Source organism: Salegentibacter mishustinae (assembly GCF_002900095.1).
Lineage (GTDB): Bacteria > Bacteroidota > Bacteroidia > Flavobacteriales > Flavobacteriaceae > Salegentibacter > Salegentibacter mishustinae.
This window is the reverse complement of sequence record NZ_LLKN01000003.1, coordinates 40896-62396: the sequence shown is the minus strand read 5'-3', so window position 1 is coordinate 62396 and position 21501 is coordinate 40896. Positions and strand designations below refer to the sequence as shown.

The window sequence follows — 21501 nt, the reverse complement described above, 5'->3', positions numbered from 1 at the left end:
TTTTTCTATTATGACTCAAAGAAACAGATTAAATGGATAATTTTCAAATTGAAACCGCTCAAAATATAAGTATTAATCAGAATGTTGCGAGTGTAGGCGATCGTATTCTTGCTTTTATCGTAGATGTATTCATAATTGGCCTATATATAGTGATTAGTTCGCTGGCATTGGCCGGTACAGGATTAGATGCGGCAGGGCAGTGGGTTTACTATCTTGTTATGGGCTTGCCCAGCCTTTTGTATTATTTACTATGGGAAAGTTTATATGATGGACGAACGCCGGGAAAGGCAGCTTTACAAATTAGAGTAGTGAAGTTAGATGGCAGCAGGCCTGCTTTTGCCGAATATTTAATTAGGTGGTTGCTTCGATTTATTGATATTTCTATTAGTAGCGGCGCTATTGCGGTAGTTACAATTTTATTAAATGGAAGAGGACAGCGCCTGGGAGATCTCGCCGCAAAAACTACGGTAATTTCTGAAAAGCCCAGAACAAGTTTAAACCGGAGTCTGGCAGTGGATATTCCTGAAGGCTATCAACCTAAATATCCACAGGTGAGTGTTTTAAAAGATGCCGATGTGCAGGATATTAAAAACCTTTATCAAACCGCCAGAAAAAACCATAATCACCGACTTATTTTATCGCTTTCAGAAAAATTATCAGAACTATTGGAAACCAAGCCTAAGGAATCCCCCATGGAATTTATTCAGCAGGTAATTACAGACTATAATTATTATACCCAGCGGGCATAATTAATCTATAATCTCAATATCCATTTCCACATTATCTATAGGCCATTCAGACTGGCCGGTTTTTACCCGCGCAATTTTTTCTGCAACCTGCATTCCTTTAGTGACGCGTCCAAAAACCGTATGATCGTTATTTAAATGTGGAGTTCCGTTTTCATCCATTACTATAAAAAATTCAAAAGGAGAAGAAGCTTTACTCACGTTCTGCTCGCTGTATTTCGCTGCTGAAAATGCGCCGTAGGTATGTTTATGCCCGGCATCAAATTCACTGGGAATAAGATAGTCGCCAATTTCAGAACGTTTTCTGGGAGTTGCTACATTATCTGAATTTCCGCCCTGAATCACGAATCCCGGTGCTACACGATGGAAAAAGGTATTGTTGAAATATCCCTTTTTTACAAGCATTATAAAATTAGCGCGGTGCAGGGGAGTATCGCGATAAAGCATTACTTCAATATTCCCAAAACTGGTTACGATGCGCACTTTGTTCTCGGGATTTTCTTTTCCATACTGCGTTAGAAATGGAATAAGTTGCTCCTGCGGAATTGGAAATCTATCATCGACCTCTTCTTCATTCTGTATTGCTATTTCTTCCTTTTTAGCATATTTCGCTTTCAGGGAATCTAATTTAGAGGTTTTTGTTCCAGAAACATTGTTTTCAGAAGTAGTTTCAGACTTATTTTTACTGGAAGATTCCTTATCTTCACAACTTGCGAAAAGCAGAATTAAAAAAAGATAAACGATAGAAAGCGAGGTTTTCATGGATTTTCAGGATTTTAAAGACAGGATACCAAAATTAAAAAAAATTGTCCTTCCGGGAGAAGAGGCGCATCATAAATTAGTGCCCGGTAATCGCCGTGAAGAGATGAAAAATCTCGATATTAATAGTCTTAAGCCTAATAAAGCCGGTGTTATGGCGGTATTTTACCCAAATAATTTTGGAAAAACCCATCTGGTATTAATTTTAAGAAAAACCTATAAAGGTGTTCACTCTAATCAAATTGGATTTCCCGGTGGCCGTGTAGAACCCGAAGATGAAAACCTGGAGCAAACCGCATTGCGCGAAACCGAAGAGGAAGTTGGAATTCCAAGAAACAGCATAGAAGTGATACGAGAGCTCACTCGCTTGTATATACCGCCAAGTAATTTTTGGGTACAACCTTATTTAGGTTTGCTGGAAAAAACACCAACTTTAATTCCGCAGGAAAGTGAAGTAGAGCGTATTTTAGAGGTAGATCTAGATCATTTTCTGGATCATTCTAATTTTGTAAATCAGGAACTTAGCACCAGTTATTCCAATAAAATGGTTGTACCCGCATTTAAATTAAACGAACAAATTGTATGGGGTGCCACTGGCATGATGCTGAGTGAAATACGAGAAATATTTAGAAAAAGCTTTTAAAATTTAAGAATTGTTATATTTGCCCGGCTTAATTTTTACTCGGTTAGCGAGATTTAATTAATGCCTGGCTTGTTTCAAAATTGAATTGTTTTTTCCTTAGGTTTTGTGGGCTGGTCTCCTAATCTAATCGAACTGCAATTTTAGAGGAAGTAAGAACTGAAATTTAAACTATGGGATTATTAAAAAGAAATCCGTTTGGACATATTTTATTTCTGAAAAAGTGGCTTATCCGTATTTTCGGACTATTGACCCATCGTCGTTATCGCGGTTATAATGAACTGAGTATTGAAGGGTCTGAAATCATTAAAAATCTTCCCGATACCAACGTACTTTTTGTTTCCAATCATCAAACTTATTTTGCCGATGTTACAGCGATGTTTCACGTTTTTAATGCCAGCTTAAGTGGTAGGGTAGATTCTATAAAGAATGTTGGCTACATCTGGCAGCCTAAACTCAATATCTATTATGTCGCTGCTAAAGAGACGATGAACGCAGGTTTACTTTCTAGAATCATGGCTTATGCTGGAGCCGTTAGTGTAGAGAGAACCTGGCGGGCTAAAGGGCAGGAAGTTGAACGTAAGGTAAATCCTAACGACACTAAAAATATAGGAACTGCTTTAAAGGATGGTTGGGTAATTACCTTCCCACAGGGAACTACAAAACCTTTTAAACCAATTAGAAAAGGAACCGCACACATTATTAAACAATACAAGCCCGTTGTAATCCCTATCGTGATCGATGGTTTTAGACGCTCTTTTGATAAAAAAGGAATCAGGATCAAGAAAAGAGGTATTCTGCAAACTATGCAAATAAAAGAACCGCTTCAAATAGATTATGAAAATGAATCTATTGAAGATATTGTAAGTAAACTGGAATATGCCATAGAGCAACATTCCTCTTTCCAAAAGGTTATTCCTGCCGAAACGGTAAAGGAGATGGAAGAGCTAAATAAGAAAAGGGAATATTAGTAATATTCTAAACCCGGAAAAACAAAAATTTGCAACCCAAGCGCTATTTTTACCTTATTAAAATTCAGTATTTAGGCTATCGTTTACACGGCTGGCAAAAACAGCCAGATGTAAAAACAGTAGAGGAATTAATCACAAAAACCCTGCGTTATGTGATGCCTGAACAAAAGTTTAAAATTTTGGGTACCAGTAGAACTGATGCTATGGTTTCTGCTCAGGAATCGGCATTTGAGTTGTTCTTAGATTACGAGCCACTATCTGATTTGAATGAGTTTTTAAAAGAATTCAACCAGAATTTGCCACAGGACATTCGGGCACTTGCCATTACCGAAGTAGATGCGAAATTTAATATCATTCAGCATCCAAAACTTAAGGAATATGCTTATTTATTTAGTTTTGGCGAGAAAAATCATCCTTTCTGTGCGCCATTAATGGCTAATTTTCAATTTGATTTGGATATCGAGTTGATGAAAAAAGGAGCAAAGCTCTTTGAAGGAAAACACCAGTTTAGAAACTATTGTGTGCGGGTTTCGGAGAACAGTACTTTTGAACGTGAGATTATAAAATCTGAATTAGTTGATAATACCGAAATCACCGCCAGCTTCTTTCCTAAAAAATCTTATATTTTTCATATTCACAGCGCCGGTTTTCTAAGGCACCAGGTAAGATTAATGATGGGTGCTTTGCTGCAACTTGGCAAAGGAGAATTGAGTCTCGAAGATTTGGAAAATAGTTTGAAACCGGGCGTAGAAATGCAAATGGATTACATAGTTCCGGCCTCGGGCTTGCTTTTAAATAAAATTGGGCTTGAAGATTTTTAAACTTCTGTTTCCTGTTTTTCTAAAACAGCCAGGGCTAACCTAATTGTTCCATAATCTATTGCTTCTTCAAAATGTTCAAAATATACTTTTAAACCTTCAGGATTTTCAAGTTCAGTTCTGGCTTTTTCAACCGCTTTAAAATCGACTTTAGAAATATATTTCATAGGATCTACCGCTTCATTTTCGGCATACAATTTTGCTAAATGCGAATAAACCGTAGTAATCGCCAGCTCTCGCTTTTTCGCAATTTCATCCAGGCTTAAACCTTCATTTAATAAATTTAGGGTTGCCTTATAGGTATTTGCTTTTTTACGTTTTTTTTTGCTGCGTTTTTGCTTACTAAAAGCGATGATCTCCTTTATGAATTCGTAGCCATAATCCTGCATCTTTTGTCTTCCCACACCATTGATTTGAAGAAATTCATCATCGGTCATAGGGCGGGATTTTTCCATTTCTTTTAGCGTAGCATCGTTAAAGATGAGGTAAGCAGGAATTTCTTCTTCGCGAGCAATTTTTAAACGTAGCTGTCTTAATTTTTCGAAAAGAGTATTATCTGAAGTTTTTTCTGAAACTTTTGTTTCTTCCCGGCGTTTTAGTTTTTTACGATCTGGAACTTCAGCCAACTGTACTTTTTCGCCTTCAAACAAGACATTTTTAGCCAATGCAGTAAGTTGTAAATTATTCCCCCGGTGAAAAGCGATCTCTACGTATCCAAGGTTGATAAGCTGAATAATATACTGCTGCCAGTGGTGCCAGGAAATATCTTTTCCTATTCCAAAAGTTTTAATTGCCTGGTAATTTTTACTAAAAACAGCTTCATTTTGTGAGCCTCGTAAAACGTCTATTACTACAGTAATTGGTTCGTTTTCTTTTAGCCTGAAAATACAGGAAAGGGCCTTTTGAGCGATAACAGTGCCGTCGAAAAACTGCGGCGGATTTTTACAAATATCACAGTTGCCACAATCTTCCTGCTTTAATTCTCCAAAATAACTCAGCAATATTTTGCGGCGGCAACTTAATGCTTCCGAATATTGCTTCATTCGGTCTAGCTTTGCGAGCTGCACTTCCTCATTTCCCGAATTGGAAGCAAATTTTTGCAACTGCACCACATCGGCATAACTATGAAAAAGCATAGTGTCTGAGGGCAATCCGTCTCGCCCTGCACGACCAATTTCCTGGTAATAGCCTTCCAGGTTTTTTGGCATATTATAATGAATTACCCAGCGAATATTCGATTTATCAATACCCATCCCAAAAGCGATGGTGGCACAAATAATTTTTGAATTGTCATTGATAAAATTGTCCTGAATTTCTATACGTTTCTCTGCCGGTAAGCCTGCGTGGTAAGCTTCGGCTTCAAAACCTTTGCGTTGTAGTTTTTCAGCAATTTCCTCGGTGTTTTTTCGGCTAAGGCAGTAGATAATTCCGCTTTCCTTTTTTCGGGTTTTTACGAAATTGGTGATTTGCTCAAAGCGCTTAATTCCCGGGCGCACATCGAGACTTAGATTTTTTCTGTCAAATGAAGCGATGTGCTTTTCGGCGTTTGGAATATTTAATTGTCGGCAAATATCTTCGCGAGTAGCTTTATCGGCTGTTGCGGTTAACGCAATCATTGGAGTTGTGGGAAACCGATTTTTTAAATAACCCAGTTGGGTGTAGGCCGGTCTAAAATCGTGGCCCCAGCTGGAGATACAATGCGCCTCATCAACTGCTATCAAACTTATTTTCCCATCGGTCATAAAACGATCTACAAACTGTAAACTTTCCGGAGCAACATAAAGCAGTTTTAATTCTTTAGAATCAATTTTTTTAAAAATCTCCTGTTGCTGGCTTTCGGTTTGGCTACTGTTTAAAAATGCCGCGGGAACTCCGTTAGCGGTAAGTCCGTCTACCTGGTCTTTCATCAAAGCGATAAGCGGTGAAATTACCAGGGTTATTTCAGGTAGTAAAATTGCAGGAAGCTGGTAGCAAATAGATTTACCGCCACCGGTGGGCATAATTACCAGGTTGTCTTTGCCTTCAAAAACCGAATCGATGATCTTTTTTTGAAGCGGTCTAAAACTATCGTAACCAAAATATTCTTTAAGCGTATGTAAAACCCGGGTATTTTCCATAGCCGCAAAGTTAGCTTAAACTAATAATTGGCAAACATTGCTGAGAAAAATTATGGAAAACCCTTTAATAGAGAATAAGCAAACTGCAATATTACAGATCGTAGGCTACATAAGCCTGCTTAATCACTCTAAAAGAAGCTTCTATATCACCAACATTTTCAAAAGCCAGGTAATCTATCCAAACAAAACCATTGTCGCCCCAGGCTTCTCCCCAGGAGTTTACTACTTTAAAAGCGCCAAATTCATCATTATACCCAACTACTAACATCGCATGGCAGGTTACTTCTTCATAATCTACCGCGTGTTCCCGGTAAGCTGTTAGACCAAAATTATCGGTTTTCCCAAATTCTGGAGAAAGCACTGCACCTATAATTATGGGTTGTTGCCGGGTAAGGAGAGTTTTCATTTCGGCAATCATATTTTCTCCGCTTAAAGCTTTATAATCGGCTATTCTAGCTTGCGCAGCCGCTTCAATTGTTGCATCGTCGGGTTGGGTTTCGCATTCATTTTCGGTATAAGGGAAAATTTCCAGCGCTGCAACACCCTGTTCTTCTATTAATGCAAGAGTTTCTTGAATTGAAGTTCCACCACAATCATCTGAAGTAAGTTGATTGTAAGTGTAAGAAGGGCTTAAAATATTTGCATCAGAATAAGGTAATCCTGATTCAATTTTCTCCTGAAAAGATTTCATATAATAACTGGTAGCCCAGGAAGTGCAGGAACCCAACTCGCCCTGATTGCCCACCGGTGGTAGAAATTCAGATAAATCGAAAGATTCAGGTAAATTATCTGGGATGATTAAGTCTTGCAGTAAATTTTCAGTGTCCAAATTATAATTTCCGTTGCCGCTACATTCCAATCCTGTGAAATAAACTTCCCCATCTTCAGCCACAAATTGATTATCGGTTTCCTGTGGTACTTCAGGGATTTGAGGATTATTATTGCCGGAAGGATTCAAATCGTCCCTATCATTATAACAACCTGTAAGGCTTAAAGTAAGTACAAAAAGTAAAAGGTGAAGTTTTTTCATAACAAGTTTGGGTTGTTTGTTTTGATATTTCAGCATCAATCTTTACACCAATTTAATAAAGAATTAAATTTCTTTGAGTTTTATACGTAATAACTTAATGAAAACGAGGATTATTGTAGTGAACTCTAATTTTTAAGTTATTCAAATTTTTTACTAATAGTACTTAAAAAGAAATTAGATGCTGCACTAGAAAATATGTACATTTGCAGCCGCAAAAAATCATTATTATGAAAGCCGGAATTGTAGGATTACCAAACGTAGGAAAATCAACGCTTTTTAATTGTCTTTCTAACGCAAAGGCACAGAGCGCAAACTTCCCTTTTTGTACCATTGAGCCTAATGTTGGAGTGGTGAACGTTCCAGACCCAAGGATTCAACGATTAGAAAGTTTGGTGAACCCAGAGAAAGTGCAACCGGCCACCGTAGAAATTGTAGATATTGCAGGCTTGGTGAAAGGAGCCAGTAAAGGAGAAGGATTAGGGAACCAGTTTTTAGGAAACATTAGGGAAACCGATGCGATTCTACACGTTTTACGTTGTTTTGAGAACGATAATATTGTGCACGTAGATGGTTCTATAGACCCTATTAGGGATAAGGAAACTATAGATATGGAACTTCAGCTAAAAGATCTGGAAACTACCGATAAGAAGTTGGAGAAAGTTAAACGTGCAGCTCGTACCGGGAATAAAGAAGCACAAAAAGAACAGACAGCTTTAACTAAAGTGAAAGAAGGTTTAGAAGCCGGAAAATCTGTTAGAGCTATAGATCTCACCGAAGACGAAAGAAAAGAATTTATAAAACCATTGCAATTTATTACCGATAAGCCGGTAATGTATGTTTGTAATGTAGATGAAGATTCGGCCGTGTCAGGGAATGCTCATGTAGAGAAAGTTAGAGAAGCGGTAAAAGAGGAAGGTGCAGAGGTATTGGTACTTGCCGTAGGAACTGAAGCTGATATTACCGAATTGGACGATTATGAAGAACGCCAAATGTTTCTTCAGGATATTGGTTTGGAAGAACCGGGAGCTGCTAAATTAATTCGTGGAGCTTACGAGCTTTTAAATCTTCAAACTTATTTTACTGCCGGCGTAAAGGAAGTTCGCGCCTGGACAATTCCAGTAGGATCTACCGCACCACAAGCCGCCGGTGTAATTCATACCGATTTTGAAAAAGGATTTATTCGTGCTGAGGTTATCGCTTACGAAGATTTTGATCATTATGGAAGTGAAGCTAAAGTAAAAGAGGCCGGAAAAATGCGTGTAGAAGGTAAAGAATACATCGTTAAAGATGGTGATGTAATGCACTTTAGGTTCAACGTATAATCCTTAAAGGGTTTAATTTCGCGAGGCTTGCCTCGAGGTTCTTGATTTCTATAAAATATTTTTAGTCAGCGCGTAAAGTCACACCCAGTCTTTGGGTGCTTGATTTTTGTGCTATCAATGATTGCTGAAGATTTCTCTGAAATTATTTTAAGAGAATTTCACCTTTAAACCTGCTTATACTCCATATTTAACTAAGTCTTATAAACTCTTCTGTTTTTTTAAAATTAGTTTACCACTTGATTTTACTGAAGCTGTGAGTATTTTTCTAATTTTATTTTTCAACCAAAAAAGAAGAGAAATGAATTTTAGAAAAAATAATAGAATGACATTACACACACCTAATTTTATAAAAAAGACCGGGCTGGTAATTATGGCCTCTGGTGTTTTATTTGCCTGTAACGATGGTAATAAAAAAGAGGATGCAGATATAGAATTCGAACAGACCATGGAGGTAGAAGAAGATACTGTATCTAATTATGCCTATGAGGGGAGTGCCGTATCAGACTATCTTACCTACATAGATGGTGAAGATGAGTACGAGGAAATGCAGGAAGAAATTGATCCTGAGACAGCCTTGCAGAAATTTGCCGCGGCAGTTTCAGAAAGAGCCCAAAGTTTTGGAATGGAAGCCAATGAAGAACTTGAAGTTATTGGAGATACTATAAGTAATTCTAAAGAAGATATGAGTGCGCAGTTGCAAACCGCAATTGCTTCCCTGGAGAAACTTCAGGAAAATTCTTACGAAGAACTTTCTGATGAAGTAGATGAGCTTAAGGCTGAACTTCAGGAGATAGATATGAAGGCAGATGATGCTAAAGATAAGTTGAGATCTTTCTTTAATAAAGCTGCCGATGTTATGGAGGAAATGGACGCACCAACCGAAGAAGGAGCAATGAGCAGAAATCCTGGAGCTGTAGATAATTCAGATTACAGCCAGGAACCTGATACTGTTGAGGTAGACCAATAAAAAATACGAAATATAGACTATTTAAGAGTCGCCAGTTAGGCGGCTCTTTTTTTATGCTTTATTTCCTTAATTTTAGATGAAATAAATATGATGTATGAAAGATAATTTTTCTTCAAAGTCTTCATCCTACGCCAAATATAGACCAACTTATCCGCAGGAATTATATCAATTTCTGAAGGAAAAACTCCATAAAACTGAAAAAGCCTGGGATTGTGGAACTGGAAATGGTCAGGTGGCGGGTGCACTTGCAAAGTTCTTTAAAGAAGTACAGGCAACCGATATAAGTCAACAACAATTGGACAATGCAATAAGACAGCCAAATATTCATTATTCGGTGCAGGCTGCAGAGAAAACTAACTTTCCAGATAATAGTTTCGATCTAATTACTGTAGCACAGGCTATTCATTGGTTTAATTTTGAAGCTTTTTATAAAGAAGTAGCACGTGTTTTAAAACCCGATGGCATCATCGCAGTGATAGGATATTCGTTGTTTAAAAGCAACCCAGAAACCGATGAAGTTATCCTTAAATTTTATCATGATATTGTTGGTCCTTTTTGGGATGAAGAACGCAAGTATTTAGATAAAAAATATAAAACTATCCCTTTTCCATTTATAGAAATTGAATCGCCGCGATTTAAGCAAGAATATCAATGGACATTCACTCATTTAATTGGCTATTTAAAAACCTGGAGTGCCGTAAAACATTACGAAAAGGCAAATGGAGAAAACCCTGTAGATCTAATTGAAGAAGAACTCAAAGCAACATTTGGTGCTAAGAACAAAGTAGTATTTCCTATACTTTTTAGATTAGGAAAATTAGCTAAATAATTTTTTCAATTTAAGTGGCATAAAATATGATTACCTTCAGCTCGTTAATAAATGAACATATAGCTGATTAAAATTATTGATAATGAATAAATTAAGTTTTATTTTCCTGTTGGTTTCAGGAATGCTTTTTCAGAATATTTCCGCACAAAGCTTTGCCGATGACCAATCGGTAACTCAACAAGTGCTTCAGGAGCTTAATCGAGAGCGAAGTTTATTGAGCCAGAACCTGGAGTTTAGAATCAAGGAAATAGATTCTAAAATTAGCAATCTTGATGAAAGTATACAAAACACAAATTCTTCCGCAGAAAAGGTGGAAAAACTATTGGAGCGTGTTAAATTTCTTGAAGAAAGACAGGAGGAAATAGATAAAAATACCATTAGCGTTTACAAATATAATTATAGCTCGGCCGTGCTAAATCTAGCCTCCATGGAGCGTGAGATCAAGCCACTAAACCTTTTTAATGCTTCCCGTGAATTTTATGCTACTTTAGACCAGGTGAGTAATCCCATGCATTACGAAGGTTACCAGGAATGGTTTGGGCAGTTTAGGAAATTTGTAGAAGAGGAAAAGAAAAATGATGCCCGGCTTTCAGCTTTGAGTCATATTCTAACGGTTACCGGCGACCTTGCACAGGGCACTCCTTTTACGGGAATGTTTGCAGGAACCGTTTTTGACGGAATAGGCAGCTTTATAAATTCTCTTGGTTGGGGCGATAAAAAGCTAAAACAGCAAAGTACCGAAATGCTGAAACTCACCACAACTGTGGCGCAATTTACACACGATAAGGATCTTATAGAAACCGAGTGGGAATCTATAAATAAGAATCTGGATGAATTAAAAGAGCTTCAGGAAAAAGCGATGCAGGAAAATTTGGTGCAAATCCTTGAAATAGACCCGAAGGAGTTTGACAGAAATTTTACCAACGAGACCGATGCGAAAAAACGTACCCAATACATTCTCGATATTTCTAAAATAGCCGAAAATAAAATTGCTGAAGAGAAAGCTAAAAACCCTGAAAACTGGAAGCAAGATTATCACGATCAAATGATCGCGGTACAGAATCTGAAAATCCGATTTGGGACAATTACCTTCAGAATACTGGAGAATCTAAAAAAATATGATTCGCTTATTAAGAAATATGAAAACGATGAATATTTAAAAACCAAAATCGCAGATTTAAAAAATAAGTTGAATACCGTAAGAAACAGCTTTGAATCTACTTTTAATCCGCAAGAATATATTAAGGCATCTAATGAGATGTACGTGGTAGAGTAGAGGTTTTCCTCCTAATTAATAAAGACTATCTGAGAATCTTAGATCCCGAAATAAATTCAGGATGACGTTTAAAGACTTTCAGATAGTCTTTTTAAGTTTTTCTAATGCTTCAATTCAGGCAGTAGTTTTTCAATTCTATCTCTAGAACCCTCATATTGTGCCGGTAATTTCAGGCTGCTTCCCAGTTCTTCAAGATCTTCGTCTCTGGTAAACCCGGGATTATCTGTTGCGATTTCAAATAAAACTCCACCGGGTTCTCTAAAATAAAGTGAGAAGAAATAATCACGATCTATCTTTTCGGTTATTTGAAGACCTTTTTCTATGATCTTCTCGCGAAGATACATTTGGGTTTCTTCATCTTTAACACGAAAAGCAATATGATGATTAGTTCCACCGGCATTAATACCACGTTCGGCGGTAGGATCTTCGTGAATATCTACAATGGCAGCGTTTTCTACCGTATTTGTTTTATATCTATAAAAATCATCTTCTTTTTCCTCGAGCTCATAACCAAAGATATCGGTAAGAATCCCTGCCGTAGGTCCTACATTGTAAAGAGTAAGCGTAACACTGTGAAATCCTTTTAAAGCAACATTGCTTTTAATTTCATCGGTTTCCCAGGCTTCACGATCATCTTCGTGTTTTGGAACTACCAGTTTTAAATTAAGTCCGTCCGGGTCGCGAAATGGTAAATATTTTTCTCCAAACTGTTCCCTGGTTTTTCCGAATTCAACGCCATTCTTTTCAAAACGTTTTTTCCAGAAATCCAGGCTTCCTTCGGGAACCGAGTACCCAATTTCTGTAGCCATTCCCACACCATTTTTACCTTTTTTGACTCTTTCCCATGGGAAAAAAGTAAGAATGCTGCCCGGAGTTCCTGTTTTATCTCCAAAATAAAAATGATAGGTTTGCGGATCATCAAAATTCACCGTTTTCTTAACCATCCTTAATCCAAGTGTTTTGGTATAGAAGTCGTAGTTGCGCTGTGCATTTCCTGCAATAGCAGTGATATGGTGTAAACCAAGTATTTTATGTTCCATGTTTTTTCTTTCAATTACGCAAAAAACGAGCGTATTTCGGTTAAATTAATCGTAAAACTGTATATAAGACTTCTAATTTTTTGTTCGGCGTTTATAGAGTTTATAAGCTTCGATCCAAATTACCGATAGAAAGCCTGTAGTGATACATAAAATTAATTGTGTGATTGAGATCTGGCCAAACTCAAAGAATAATCTAAGTGGTTTCCAAAATAACATTGCAGCACTTAGTATCGTGGTAATCCCAATTATAATCGGGATAAGGCTGTTTTTATAAGAAAGGGTTGTAACTGCAGAATAAAAGAAGGAGCGGTTAACCAGGGTTAAAAATATATTAGCGGATATTAAACAGCTAAAAACCATACTGCGGGTAAGATCTTCAGAAAACCCCGAAGAAACAGCAAAACGGTAAATACCCAGAGTTCCTACAGAAATTCCAATACCCTGAATAATACTTAGGCTTAATTCTTTTACATTGAAAAAGCTTTGAGTTGCCGGTCTTGGTTTTTGCTTTAGAATGTTGGCTTCAGCCGGTTCGTTTTCATAAATAATAGAGCAGGTAGGCCCCATAATTAATTCCAGGAAAATAATATGTACCGGAGAGAAGATATTTGGATAAATCCATCCTAAAGCCAGGGGAATAAAGACGGTGAGAATTATAGGAATATGAATTGAAATGATATACTGAATTGCTTTTTTGAGGTTGTTGTAGATTCTTCTACCCATTTCTACTGCATCTACCATCCCCGAAAGATCATCTTTTACCAAAATTAGAGAGGCAGCTTTTTTTGCGATCTCACTTCCTTTTTTGCCCATAGCAATACCAATATGTGCAGCTTTTAATGCAGGACCGTCATTCACCCCATCGCCGGTCATTGCCACGATTTCGTTGTTAGCTTTTAAAGCATTAATGATCTTTAATTTTGCCTCAGGAAACATTCGGGTAAAAATATTGATGGTCTTAACCTTCTCTTTGAGTTCTTCTTCAGAAAGTTTTAGCAGCTCTTCACCATCCATGCTCTTTCCTGAGTTTTTGAAATTTATTTGCCTTGCAATTTCTGCGGTGGTTACCGCATTATCACCGGTAATTATTTTCACCTGAAGTCCTGCGGAATAAAAATCTTCAAACACTTTGCTAATATTCTCTTTAGGTGGATCATAAAAAGCGATAAGTCCCAGGAATTCAAATTTTAGATCTTGCTGAATCTTAGGAAATTTCTCCACCTTTTCTTTAACTTCCCCTACACCCAAAACTCTAAATCCCTCACTTGCCAATTGGTTTAGCTGCTTTTCGATATGTTCTACAACACTTTCTTCCAGATTAGAAACTTTTAATAAAGCTTCAGGGGCACCTTTAGCGGCAATGATCCTTTTCCCGTCTTTATTTTCAAAAATATGAGTCATCATTGGGGGTTTACCACTAAGAGGATACTCGTGCACCATTTGAAAGTCTGATCTTAGATCTGATTTTGTATTTAGTTCATAAGCATTATGTATCGCGATTTCCATCGGATCAAAAGGAATGGGCTCGCTGGCCCACATACTTACTTCAATAAGGTTTATAGCTTCCGTATTAAGGTTAGCATCTGCATCCTGAATTTCCCAATTTTTGTTAGTGACAATTTTTGCAAGACTCATCTTATTTTGAGTAATAGTCCCGGTTTTATCGGCACAAATTACGGTGGCGCTTCCCAGGCTTTCTACTGTTTTCATTTGCTTTACCACAATACCCATTTTCATAAGTCGCCAGGCTCCCATAGCCATAAAAGTGGCAAACGCAACGGGGATTTCTTCAGGAAGAATACTCATTGCCAGTGTTAGCGCCTGTAGTAAACTTTCCAGGATGCTAAGTGTCTCTAAATAATTAAGAATCCAAACCAGTAGAAAAAAGAAACTTCCGGCAATCACCATTTTCTTTACAAAATTGTTGATCTGTCTCTCCAGTAAGGTCTTTTCGGTTTTTTGGGAATCCATGCTTTTCCCGATTTTTCCCAACCGGGTTTTATTGCCAATAGCGGTTACTTTAGCAACAGCAAGGCCACCTACAACCTGTGTTCCCATAAAAATCTCAGGATTTTCGTCTGCTTGTTTTGAAACGCTAAAGGATTCTCCGGTTAACACAGATTCATTCACGGAAAAGTCATTAGACTGCATGATCCTAGCATCAGCGGGAACACTATTGCCTTCTTCAACCACAATAATATCATCTAAGACTAATTTTGAAGCTGAAATTTTTTCAAGCTTTTGGTTACGAATCACTTTCGTTTCCGGTTGAATAATCTCTTTTAGTTTTTTTAGCGCGTTCCTACTTCTGTTTTCCTGAAATAAAGAGATACCAGCTACCAGAAGAATTGCAAAACTAAGAAAGAGTCCATCTCCTGGATTTCCTGTAAGAAAATATATCATTGCGGCTACAAAAAGTAAAATGATCATAGGCTCGGTGACCAATGTTCGCAGTGCAGTAACAAATCCCGATTTTCTTTTAGAAACTATTTGATTGTACCCATGTTTTTCGGCAGAAGCTTTAGCCGCTTTGGAGGTAAGTCCTTTAAAATCTGCGGTAAGACTGGACATAAAATAGCTGAGATAAGGCTTAAGTTAAAGATGCTTATGAAGCCGTTTTACAATATTGTAAGTATTTGAGTCAGAATAGGTGCCAAAGGCATTCACCAAAACACCTTTTATTTTATGGTTGTGTGAGGAGATGGCATAAACGATCATTTCATCGCCGGGATCTGTCATTCCTTCGAAACGATAGATTTCATCAATTTCAAATTCCTCAGGGGAAAGTTCCAGAGAGCGTGCAGTATCAACAATTTTATCTTTTTCCGGCTCTAATTTAAAGTCGGTAGTATAACCGCGAGTGGCCAGGCCATTTATGGCCTGGCTAACTGTTTCATAATCGTGTCTCTCTACCAGCATAATTATATTATATACCTGTTAAATTAGATAAATTATTAACGTAAAACAACTGAAAATCAGTATTTTATTTAATTTCGAAATAACTTTAGTTCAGGGAATTAATTATTTTCTTCAGTTTTTGCTGCACTTCGGTAGCTATTTCTTCAAGTGAGTCATTTTTTGCGGCCTGCATAGAAGATATTGGGTCTACCGCTGAAACTTCAATCTCTCCATTATCATTTTCTTCCACGATTACATTACAAGGTAGAAAAACGCCAATTTTATCTTCGCTCTTTAAAGCTTTGTGAGCAAATTCAGGATTACAGGCGCCAAGAATTCTATATTTCTTGAAATCTACATCTATTTTCTTCTTCAGGGTTTCCTTTACATCAATTTCAGTAAGTACCCCAAAACCCTCTTCTTTTAAGGCTGCAGTTACTGTTTCTATAGCTTTATCAAAGTTTTTTTCTTTTAAAGTAGTATTAAAATAGTAGCTCATAACTTAATTTTTTGTCGGTTTGTTTTCAGTATTAATTTACGAAGAAAATTAAATACTAAGAAGTTCTTTCAGAAGAAATACTTTGGGAAAAGATTTATAATCTGAAGGCTATTCAACTTCAGGAAAAAATAAAAAAGCTTACTTTTGTGTTAGAAATTCTACTATTTGCAACTAATTATGGGTCAAAGAATATTACTGAATGCTGTTGAAATAAATATTATTCTGCACCGTCTTGCCTGCCAGTTAGTTGAGAATCATACCGATTTTAAGAATACCGTTATTATTGGAATCCAGCCTCGTGGCGTTTTTCTTGCTGAAAGAATTATAAAAATTCTGCAGGAAGAATATGGAATTACCGACTTAAATTATGGCCACCTGGACATTACCTTTTACCGGGACGATTTTAGAAGGGGAGAAAAGCCGCTGGAGGCTAATAAGACTAAAATTGATTTTATAGTAGAAGATAAAAAAGTTGTTTTTATAGACGATGTACTTTATACAGGCCGAAGTATTAGAGCGGCACTTACCGCAGTACAATCTTTTGGCAGGCCGGCAGAAATTGAATTACTAAGTTTTATAGATAGAAGATTTAGCCGTCATTTACCAATTCAACCAGATTATAATGGGAGGCAGGTAGATGCCATAAATGAAGAAAAAGTAATAGTGAACTGGAAAGAAAACGATGGGGAAGACGTGGTTTATCTGGTTTCTAAATAACTAAATATATGAGCGAATTAAGTGTAGATCACTTACTGGGAATTAAATATCTTAACGAGAAGGATATTGAGCTTATTTTTAAAACTGCAGATCATTTTAAGGAAGTGATTAACCGGCCCATTAAAAAAGTCCCTTCGCTTAGAGATATTACCATAGCTAATTTATTTTTTGAAAATTCTACCCGAACCAGACTCTCTTTTGAACTTGCCGAAAAACGATTAAGTGCAGATGTTGTTAATTTCTCAGCAGCTTCATCTTCGGTTAAAAAAGGGGAAACACTAATAGATACCGTAAACAACATTCTATCCATGAAAGTTGATATGGTAGTTATGCGGCATCCAAATCCCGGAGCAGGTATATTTCTTTCACGTCACGTAAAAGCAAGTATTATTAATGCTGGAGACGGCGCCCATGAGCATCCCACCCAGGCACTGCTGGATTCTTATTCCATAAGGGAACGTCTTGGGGCAGTAGCCGGTAAAAAGGTGGTTATTGTAGGAGATATCTTGCACAGTAGGGTAGCACTCTCCAATATTTTTGCACTAAAACTACAAGGAGCTGAGGTTAAAGTTTGCGGTCCAAAAACACTTTTACCTAAACACATTGAGTCTTTAGGAGTAAATGTGGAAACCGATCTTAAAAAAGCTCTTGAATGGTGTGATGTAGCCAATATGCTAAGAGTGCAGAACGAACGTATGGATATTAGCTATTTTCCAAGTACCAGGGAATATGCACAACAATTTCAGTTGAACAAAAAAATGCTTGAAAGTTTAAATAAAGAGATTGTGGTAATGCATCCCGGGCCAATAAACCGCGGAGTGGAAATTACCAGCGATGTAGCCGATGCCGAAAATGCAATTATTTTAAACCAGGTTCAAAATGGGGTTGCCGTTAGAATGGCGGTAATATATTTACTGGCTTCAAAAATCAACCGCTAAAAGCTTTGATTTTATAAGTTTAAATTTAAAGAATTACACAATGAAGATTTCAGAGAAAGAAAATTATATATTAATAGAACCATTAGAAGCTCCGGTAGTAGATTTTGTTTCTCTACTTACCCAAAAGCATGAGGAATTTGAGAAGAAAAATGTTGTAGTTAACCTATTGGCTTATCATAACCTTCAAAAAGAAGAAGTACTTGGTTTTTTAGAAATTTCTAAAGCTCACCAAATGAATGAGAAATCTTTTGTTTTGGTAAGTGATGCTGTTACCATAGATGAACTACCAGAGGAAATTATTGTAGTTCCTTCTTTAAAAGAGGCTGAAGACCTTATTCAAATGGATGAGATTCAAAGAGATTTAGGTATATAAAATCTTTTATATGAAGCTTAATATTCTTGGTTGTTATGCCGCTACCCCGCGTAGTTTTACCAATCCTACTTCCCAGGTGCTGGAAATGAAAAACGAATTGTTTTTGATAGATTGCGGTGAAGGAACCCAGGTACAACTAAGACGAAACAAAATAAAGTTTAATAAGATAAAACATATCTTTATTTCCCACCTGCACGGGGACCACTGTTACGGTCTTGTAGGTCTTATTTCAACTTTTAGGCTTTTAAATAGGGAAAACGAGTTGCATGTTTATGGCCCAAAAGGAATAAAGGAGATTATTACGCTTCAGTTAAAATTATCTAATTCCTGGACCAATTACCCACTTTACTTTCATGAACTTGAGAGTAAGGAACCGCAGGTTATTTATGAAGATGAAAAACTTAGTGTAGAAACTATTCCCCTGATACATAGAATTTATACCAACGGATTTCTCTTTAAAGAAAAGCCGGGAGATCGCAAATTACTTATAGATAAAGCCGTTAGCTATAATATTGACGTTTCTTTATTTAAAAGTATAAAAAAAGGAAAGGACGTCACCTCAGAATCTGGAGAGCTAATTCCCAACCATCTTGTTACTGCAGATCCCGAGCCAACCAAGAGCTATGCTTATTGCAGTGATACTGCTTTTAACCAAAAGATGATTCCACAAATTAGTGGTGCTACGGTTTTATACCATGAATCTACTTTTCTTGAGGACAAAGCTCAATTAGCCTTTCCAACCAAACACAGTACAGCTAAAGAAGCTGCGCTAATTGCCAAAGAAGCCGGAGTGAAGCAACTTATTCTAGGCCATTATTCTACCCGATATGCTAATATTAATTTATTTAGAGAAGAAGCCGCAACTATATTTCCGGAGGTTGATTTAGCCGATGACGGGAAGGTTTTTATCTTTGAATAACACTTTTTCTTTTTTTACACCTACATTTTTAACGTATTAAATTTTATTCTGCTCATTTTCAGTAGGGTTAATCCTACTATTTCTGTTAAAAAACAGATAAAATCGATGAAATGCATAATTGAATATGCATTTAGTCGATAAAAAGTGTACTTTTAACTTCCCAGTCTAACATGATTAACTATGAGAAAAAGTACACTAAGGTTTATAATGCTTCTTTTGCTTGCTGTTTCAACGGTTTCTTGTGCAAAGGAAAGCATCGAAGAAGAAGTAAATTCCTACAATCATACTGCTAAAGAAAAAGTTAATTTCGATTATTCTGCAATTGAGACTGAAATTCTAACTTTGGTAAATGAACATAGAAAAAGTTTAGATCTTGCACCTCTTGCACCTATAGCTGAAATTTCAGTTGAAGCAGAATCTCATAATTATTATATGCTTGAAGTAGGGGAAGTGAGCCACGATAATTTTGGAGTTCGTTATGAAAATTTAGTAAAAACTGTAGGAGCCAAAGCTGTTAGTGAAAATGTAGGTTATGGATACCGCACTGCTGATGCTGTGGTGAAGGCCTGGTTAAACAGTAAAGGTCATAAAGAAAACATTGAAGGAAATCATTCCCACTTTGGAGTATCTGTGTTAGACGATGAAAATGGACGTAATTATTTCACCAATATCTTTATAAGAAAGTAAATTTTGTTTTTCATAGATTGATTAAGCAAAAAAGGTTCAGCATTGCGCTGAACCTTTTTTTATTTAAAAAAAACCTAATCTTTAATTCATATTCACCACGCTAAACATAGAACGGCGATTTAGTTGATGTTGCTTTTTGGAACACCTATCGCATTCTATTGCAGGTTGGCGCTCCCCGTAGCCTTGCTCTTTAATACGATTTTTAGCAATTCCTTGCTCGATTAAATAGTCTCGAGTGGATTGTGCTCTTCGTTTGGCTAAAGCTTCATTATAAGCTTCGCTTCCGCGCTTATCGGTATGCGATCCAACTTCAATTACAAGATCGGGATACTCGTCGCGCATAAGTTTTACAAGTTTATCAAGTTCTTTTGCCGCGTCTGGCCTAATGTTACTCTTATCAAAATCGAAGTAAATGTTATTTATTTCAGCAAGATACTCTACATCGGCCACTGGTTGAAGGACAATATTATACTCCATTTCTTCTAAATCTTGCATATTGCTAGTATTCAAAGTAGCATTGAAATTTTTATATTCAATTTGTTTTGCTTCCAACGGAATTTCCATATTTCTATTCACCGTTGTTTTATAATTTCCATCCTCATCAGATTCTAGAAAAGCGATTTGCTCGTTATTTTCATTAAAGAGCCTAATCGTAGCCTGCGCAATAGGATTTCCATTTACAGCATCGGTTACTTTTCCTTTTAAAATCAAAGGCAGCAACTGGTTGAATCCATAGATATTATCTGACCCATCACGGTTTGAAGCTATAAATCCGGCATTGCTATTAGTTTCCCTGAAATAACTAAAATCATCTAAGTTGCTATTTATGGTTTCTCCCAAGTTGATAATTTGAGGATTTTCAGCATTCAAATCTATTTTATAGATATCGGCTAAACCATACCCACCGTGCCCGGTTGAAGAAAAATAAAGCATCTCGTCTTCATCTATAAAGGGAAAGCTTTCGTCTTCAGCGGTATTAATTAAATCTCCCAGGTTTTCTGGATTCCCAAAGCTATTATTGCCATTTATGGAAACTTTATAAAGATCGGTTCCACCTTTGCCACCCGGCATATTGGAAGTGAAATAAAGGGTTTTCCCATCTGGTGATACCGACGGATGCCCTACGGAATATTCATTGTTATTTATTGGTAATTCCTGAATATTCACCCAACTATTTCCCGATTTTTGAGCTGAATAGATCTTTAAATGATTAGTAGCTTCTTTATCCCGTTTCCCTTCCTTATCTTTATAGTAGTTGTTACGAGTGAAATACAGCGTTTCGCCCTCCTGGCCAAAACTTATAGGACCATCATGTAATTTAGTATTAATCTCTCCGGAAATAGGAGAGACCTCAGCATTAGAATTTAATTGATAAACATCTAAAAATGGCTCTTCATTCCATGAATATTCTTTTTCTGAATTTTCCGAATTTCTAGCTGAAACGAAGTAGGTTTTCCCCTCGTGTTTTACAGCTCCAAAATCACTAAAATCTGAATTAAAGTCGCTTTTTTTAAGTGTATAGGTAGTTTTAATTTTAGGACTGTTTCTATCTAGCATTTTGTTGGCTTCAGCTGAAGCTTCCCCGTTGCTCTCCAGGTATTTTTGTAACCATTCGCGAGATTCCTCATATCTTTTGGCGCCTCTTAAAGCCTGGGCATATTCATAATAATATTCTGCAGAAATATTTGTAGAATCCTCCAAGATGTCCTCGTAATAGAAAACGGCATTTTCGGGACTTCTTAATTTCATATAAGTCTCGGCCAGCTTTAACCTGTTTTCCCTGGTGTTATAGTCGTTCTCGATAAGTTCTTTATAGACCTCTACCGCTTCCACATAAGCCAGGTTATTATAAAGTTTATCTGCCCTTTTTTGTTTGCCGTATTGTGCCTGTAACGATATGCTAAACACGAAGAAAAATAGGCTTAAATAGTATAGTTTTTTCATAATTAGCAGCG

General features: G+C 36.9%; 21 protein-coding genes. 13 read left to right on the top strand and 8 right to left on the bottom strand.

Translation table 11 applies throughout. The features are described from left to right. Window positions 1-32 precede the first annotated feature (32 nt). Complete coding sequence (locus APB85_RS16120; RefSeq protein WP_057480811.1) at window positions 33-749, top strand: RDD family protein; 717 nt, start codon at window positions 33-35, stop codon at window positions 747-749. On the opposite strand, the gene APB85_RS16115 is transcribed toward APB85_RS16120, so the two are convergent. Further along, window positions 750-1508 carry a peptidylprolyl isomerase gene (locus APB85_RS16115; protein ID WP_057480812.1) on the bottom strand — a complete coding sequence of 253 codons (759 nt, stop codon included), beginning with the start codon at window positions 1506-1508 and terminating at the stop codon, window positions 750-752. On the opposite strand from APB85_RS16115, the gene APB85_RS16110 reads away from it, so the two are divergent. The 3 genes from APB85_RS16110 (at window position 1507) to APB85_RS16100 (ending at window position 3937) form a co-directional block, all read left to right on the top strand. After that, entirely contained in the window at window positions 1507-2148 is a 642-nt protein-coding gene (locus APB85_RS16110; RefSeq protein WP_057480813.1) for an NUDIX hydrolase, read from the top strand. The two genes, APB85_RS16115 and APB85_RS16110, sit on opposite strands and share 2 nt — an antisense overlap. Window positions 2149-2318: 170 nt before the next feature. Continuing rightward, window positions 2319-3116, top strand: a complete 798-nt coding sequence (locus APB85_RS16105) for a lysophospholipid acyltransferase family protein (protein ID WP_057480814.1) — start codon at window positions 2319-2321, stop codon at window positions 3114-3116. A 29-nt stretch (window positions 3117-3145) separates the two neighbouring features. After that, window positions 3146-3937 (top strand): tRNA pseudouridine synthase A, encoded by a 792-nt coding sequence (locus tag APB85_RS16100; protein ID WP_057480815.1) that lies wholly within the window; start codon window positions 3146-3148, stop codon window positions 3935-3937. Here the strand turns inward: APB85_RS16100 and recQ are convergent. After that, window positions 3934-6051, bottom strand: a complete 2118-nt coding sequence (gene recQ / locus APB85_RS16095) for a DNA helicase RecQ (protein ID WP_057480816.1) — start codon at window positions 6049-6051, stop codon at window positions 3934-3936. The two genes, APB85_RS16100 and recQ, sit on opposite strands and share 4 nt — an antisense overlap. 91 nt (window positions 6052-6142) lie before the next feature. Then, window positions 6143-7081 (bottom strand): C1 family peptidase, encoded by a 939-nt coding sequence (locus APB85_RS16090; protein ID WP_160319231.1) that lies wholly within the window; start codon window positions 7079-7081, stop codon window positions 6143-6145. A gap of 227 nt (window positions 7082-7308) precedes the next feature. On the opposite strand from APB85_RS16090, the gene ychF reads away from it, so the two are divergent. The 4 genes from ychF to APB85_RS16070 all read left to right on the top strand — a co-directional run bounded on the left by ychF (window position 7309) and on the right by APB85_RS16070 (window position 11475). Beyond that, complete coding sequence (ychF, locus tag APB85_RS16085) at window positions 7309-8403, top strand: redox-regulated ATPase YchF (RefSeq protein ID WP_057480818.1); 1095 nt, start codon at window positions 7309-7311, stop codon at window positions 8401-8403. A 322-nt stretch (window positions 8404-8725) separates the two neighbouring features. Further along, window positions 8726-9370: a hypothetical protein gene (locus APB85_RS16080; RefSeq protein WP_146035386.1), complete on the top strand. Its 645-nt coding sequence runs from the start codon at window positions 8726-8728 to the stop codon at window positions 9368-9370. Window positions 9371-9464: 94 nt separating this feature from the next. Next, entirely contained in the window at window positions 9465-10199 is a 735-nt protein-coding gene (locus tag APB85_RS16075) for a class I SAM-dependent methyltransferase (RefSeq protein ID WP_057480820.1), read from the top strand. Between the two features lie 82 nt (window positions 10200-10281). Beyond that, window positions 10282-11475: a hypothetical protein gene (locus tag APB85_RS16070; protein WP_057480821.1), complete on the top strand. Its 1194-nt coding sequence runs from the start codon at window positions 10282-10284 to the stop codon at window positions 11473-11475. Between the two features lie 101 nt (window positions 11476-11576). Here the strand turns inward: APB85_RS16070 and APB85_RS16065 are convergent, their stop codons facing one another. The 4 genes from APB85_RS16065 to APB85_RS16050 all read right to left on the bottom strand — a co-directional run bounded on the left by APB85_RS16065 (window position 11577) and on the right by APB85_RS16050 (window position 15912). Beyond that, window positions 11577-12515 (bottom strand): ring-cleaving dioxygenase, encoded by a 939-nt coding sequence (locus tag APB85_RS16065; protein WP_057480822.1) that lies wholly within the window; start codon window positions 12513-12515, stop codon window positions 11577-11579. A gap of 72 nt (window positions 12516-12587) precedes the next feature. Continuing rightward, a complete protein-coding gene (locus APB85_RS16060; RefSeq protein ID WP_057480823.1) occupies window positions 12588-15086 on the bottom strand; it encodes a cation-translocating P-type ATPase in 2499 nt (832 codons plus the stop codon). A gap of 24 nt (window positions 15087-15110) precedes the next feature. Further along, window positions 15111-15434, bottom strand: coding sequence for a hypothetical protein (locus APB85_RS16055; RefSeq protein ID WP_057480824.1), 324 nt, complete (start codon window positions 15432-15434; stop codon window positions 15111-15113). 85 nt (window positions 15435-15519) lie between these two features. After that, complete coding sequence (locus APB85_RS16050; RefSeq protein WP_057480825.1) at window positions 15520-15912, bottom strand: DUF302 domain-containing protein; 393 nt, start codon at window positions 15910-15912, stop codon at window positions 15520-15522. Window positions 15913-16089: 177 nt separating this feature from the next. On the opposite strand from APB85_RS16050, the gene pyrR reads away from it, so the two are divergent. The 5 genes from pyrR (at window position 16090) to APB85_RS16025 (ending at window position 19546) form a co-directional block, all read left to right on the top strand. After that, window positions 16090-16629 (top strand): bifunctional pyr operon transcriptional regulator/uracil phosphoribosyltransferase PyrR, encoded by a 540-nt coding sequence (gene pyrR, locus APB85_RS16045; protein ID WP_057480826.1) that lies wholly within the window; start codon window positions 16090-16092, stop codon window positions 16627-16629. 8 nt (window positions 16630-16637) lie between these two features. Continuing rightward, complete coding sequence (locus APB85_RS16040) at window positions 16638-17567, top strand: aspartate carbamoyltransferase catalytic subunit (protein ID WP_057480827.1); 930 nt, start codon at window positions 16638-16640, stop codon at window positions 17565-17567. A 40-nt stretch (window positions 17568-17607) separates the two neighbouring features. Then, window positions 17608-17940: a hypothetical protein gene (locus tag APB85_RS16035; RefSeq protein ID WP_057480828.1), complete on the top strand. Its 333-nt coding sequence runs from the start codon at window positions 17608-17610 to the stop codon at window positions 17938-17940. A gap of 10 nt (window positions 17941-17950) precedes the next feature. Then, window positions 17951-18859: a ribonuclease Z gene (locus APB85_RS16030; protein ID WP_057480829.1), complete on the top strand. Its 909-nt coding sequence runs from the start codon at window positions 17951-17953 to the stop codon at window positions 18857-18859. Window positions 18860-19039: 180 nt separating this feature from the next. After that, a complete protein-coding gene (locus APB85_RS16025) occupies window positions 19040-19546 on the top strand; it encodes a CAP domain-containing protein (protein ID WP_057480830.1) in 507 nt (168 codons plus the stop codon). Between the two features lie 81 nt (window positions 19547-19627). Here the strand turns inward: APB85_RS16025 and APB85_RS16020 are convergent, their stop codons facing one another. Then, window positions 19628-21490: an OmpA family protein gene (locus tag APB85_RS16020; RefSeq protein ID WP_057480831.1), complete on the bottom strand. Its 1863-nt coding sequence runs from the start codon at window positions 21488-21490 to the stop codon at window positions 19628-19630. Window positions 21491-21501: the final 11 nt, after the last annotated feature.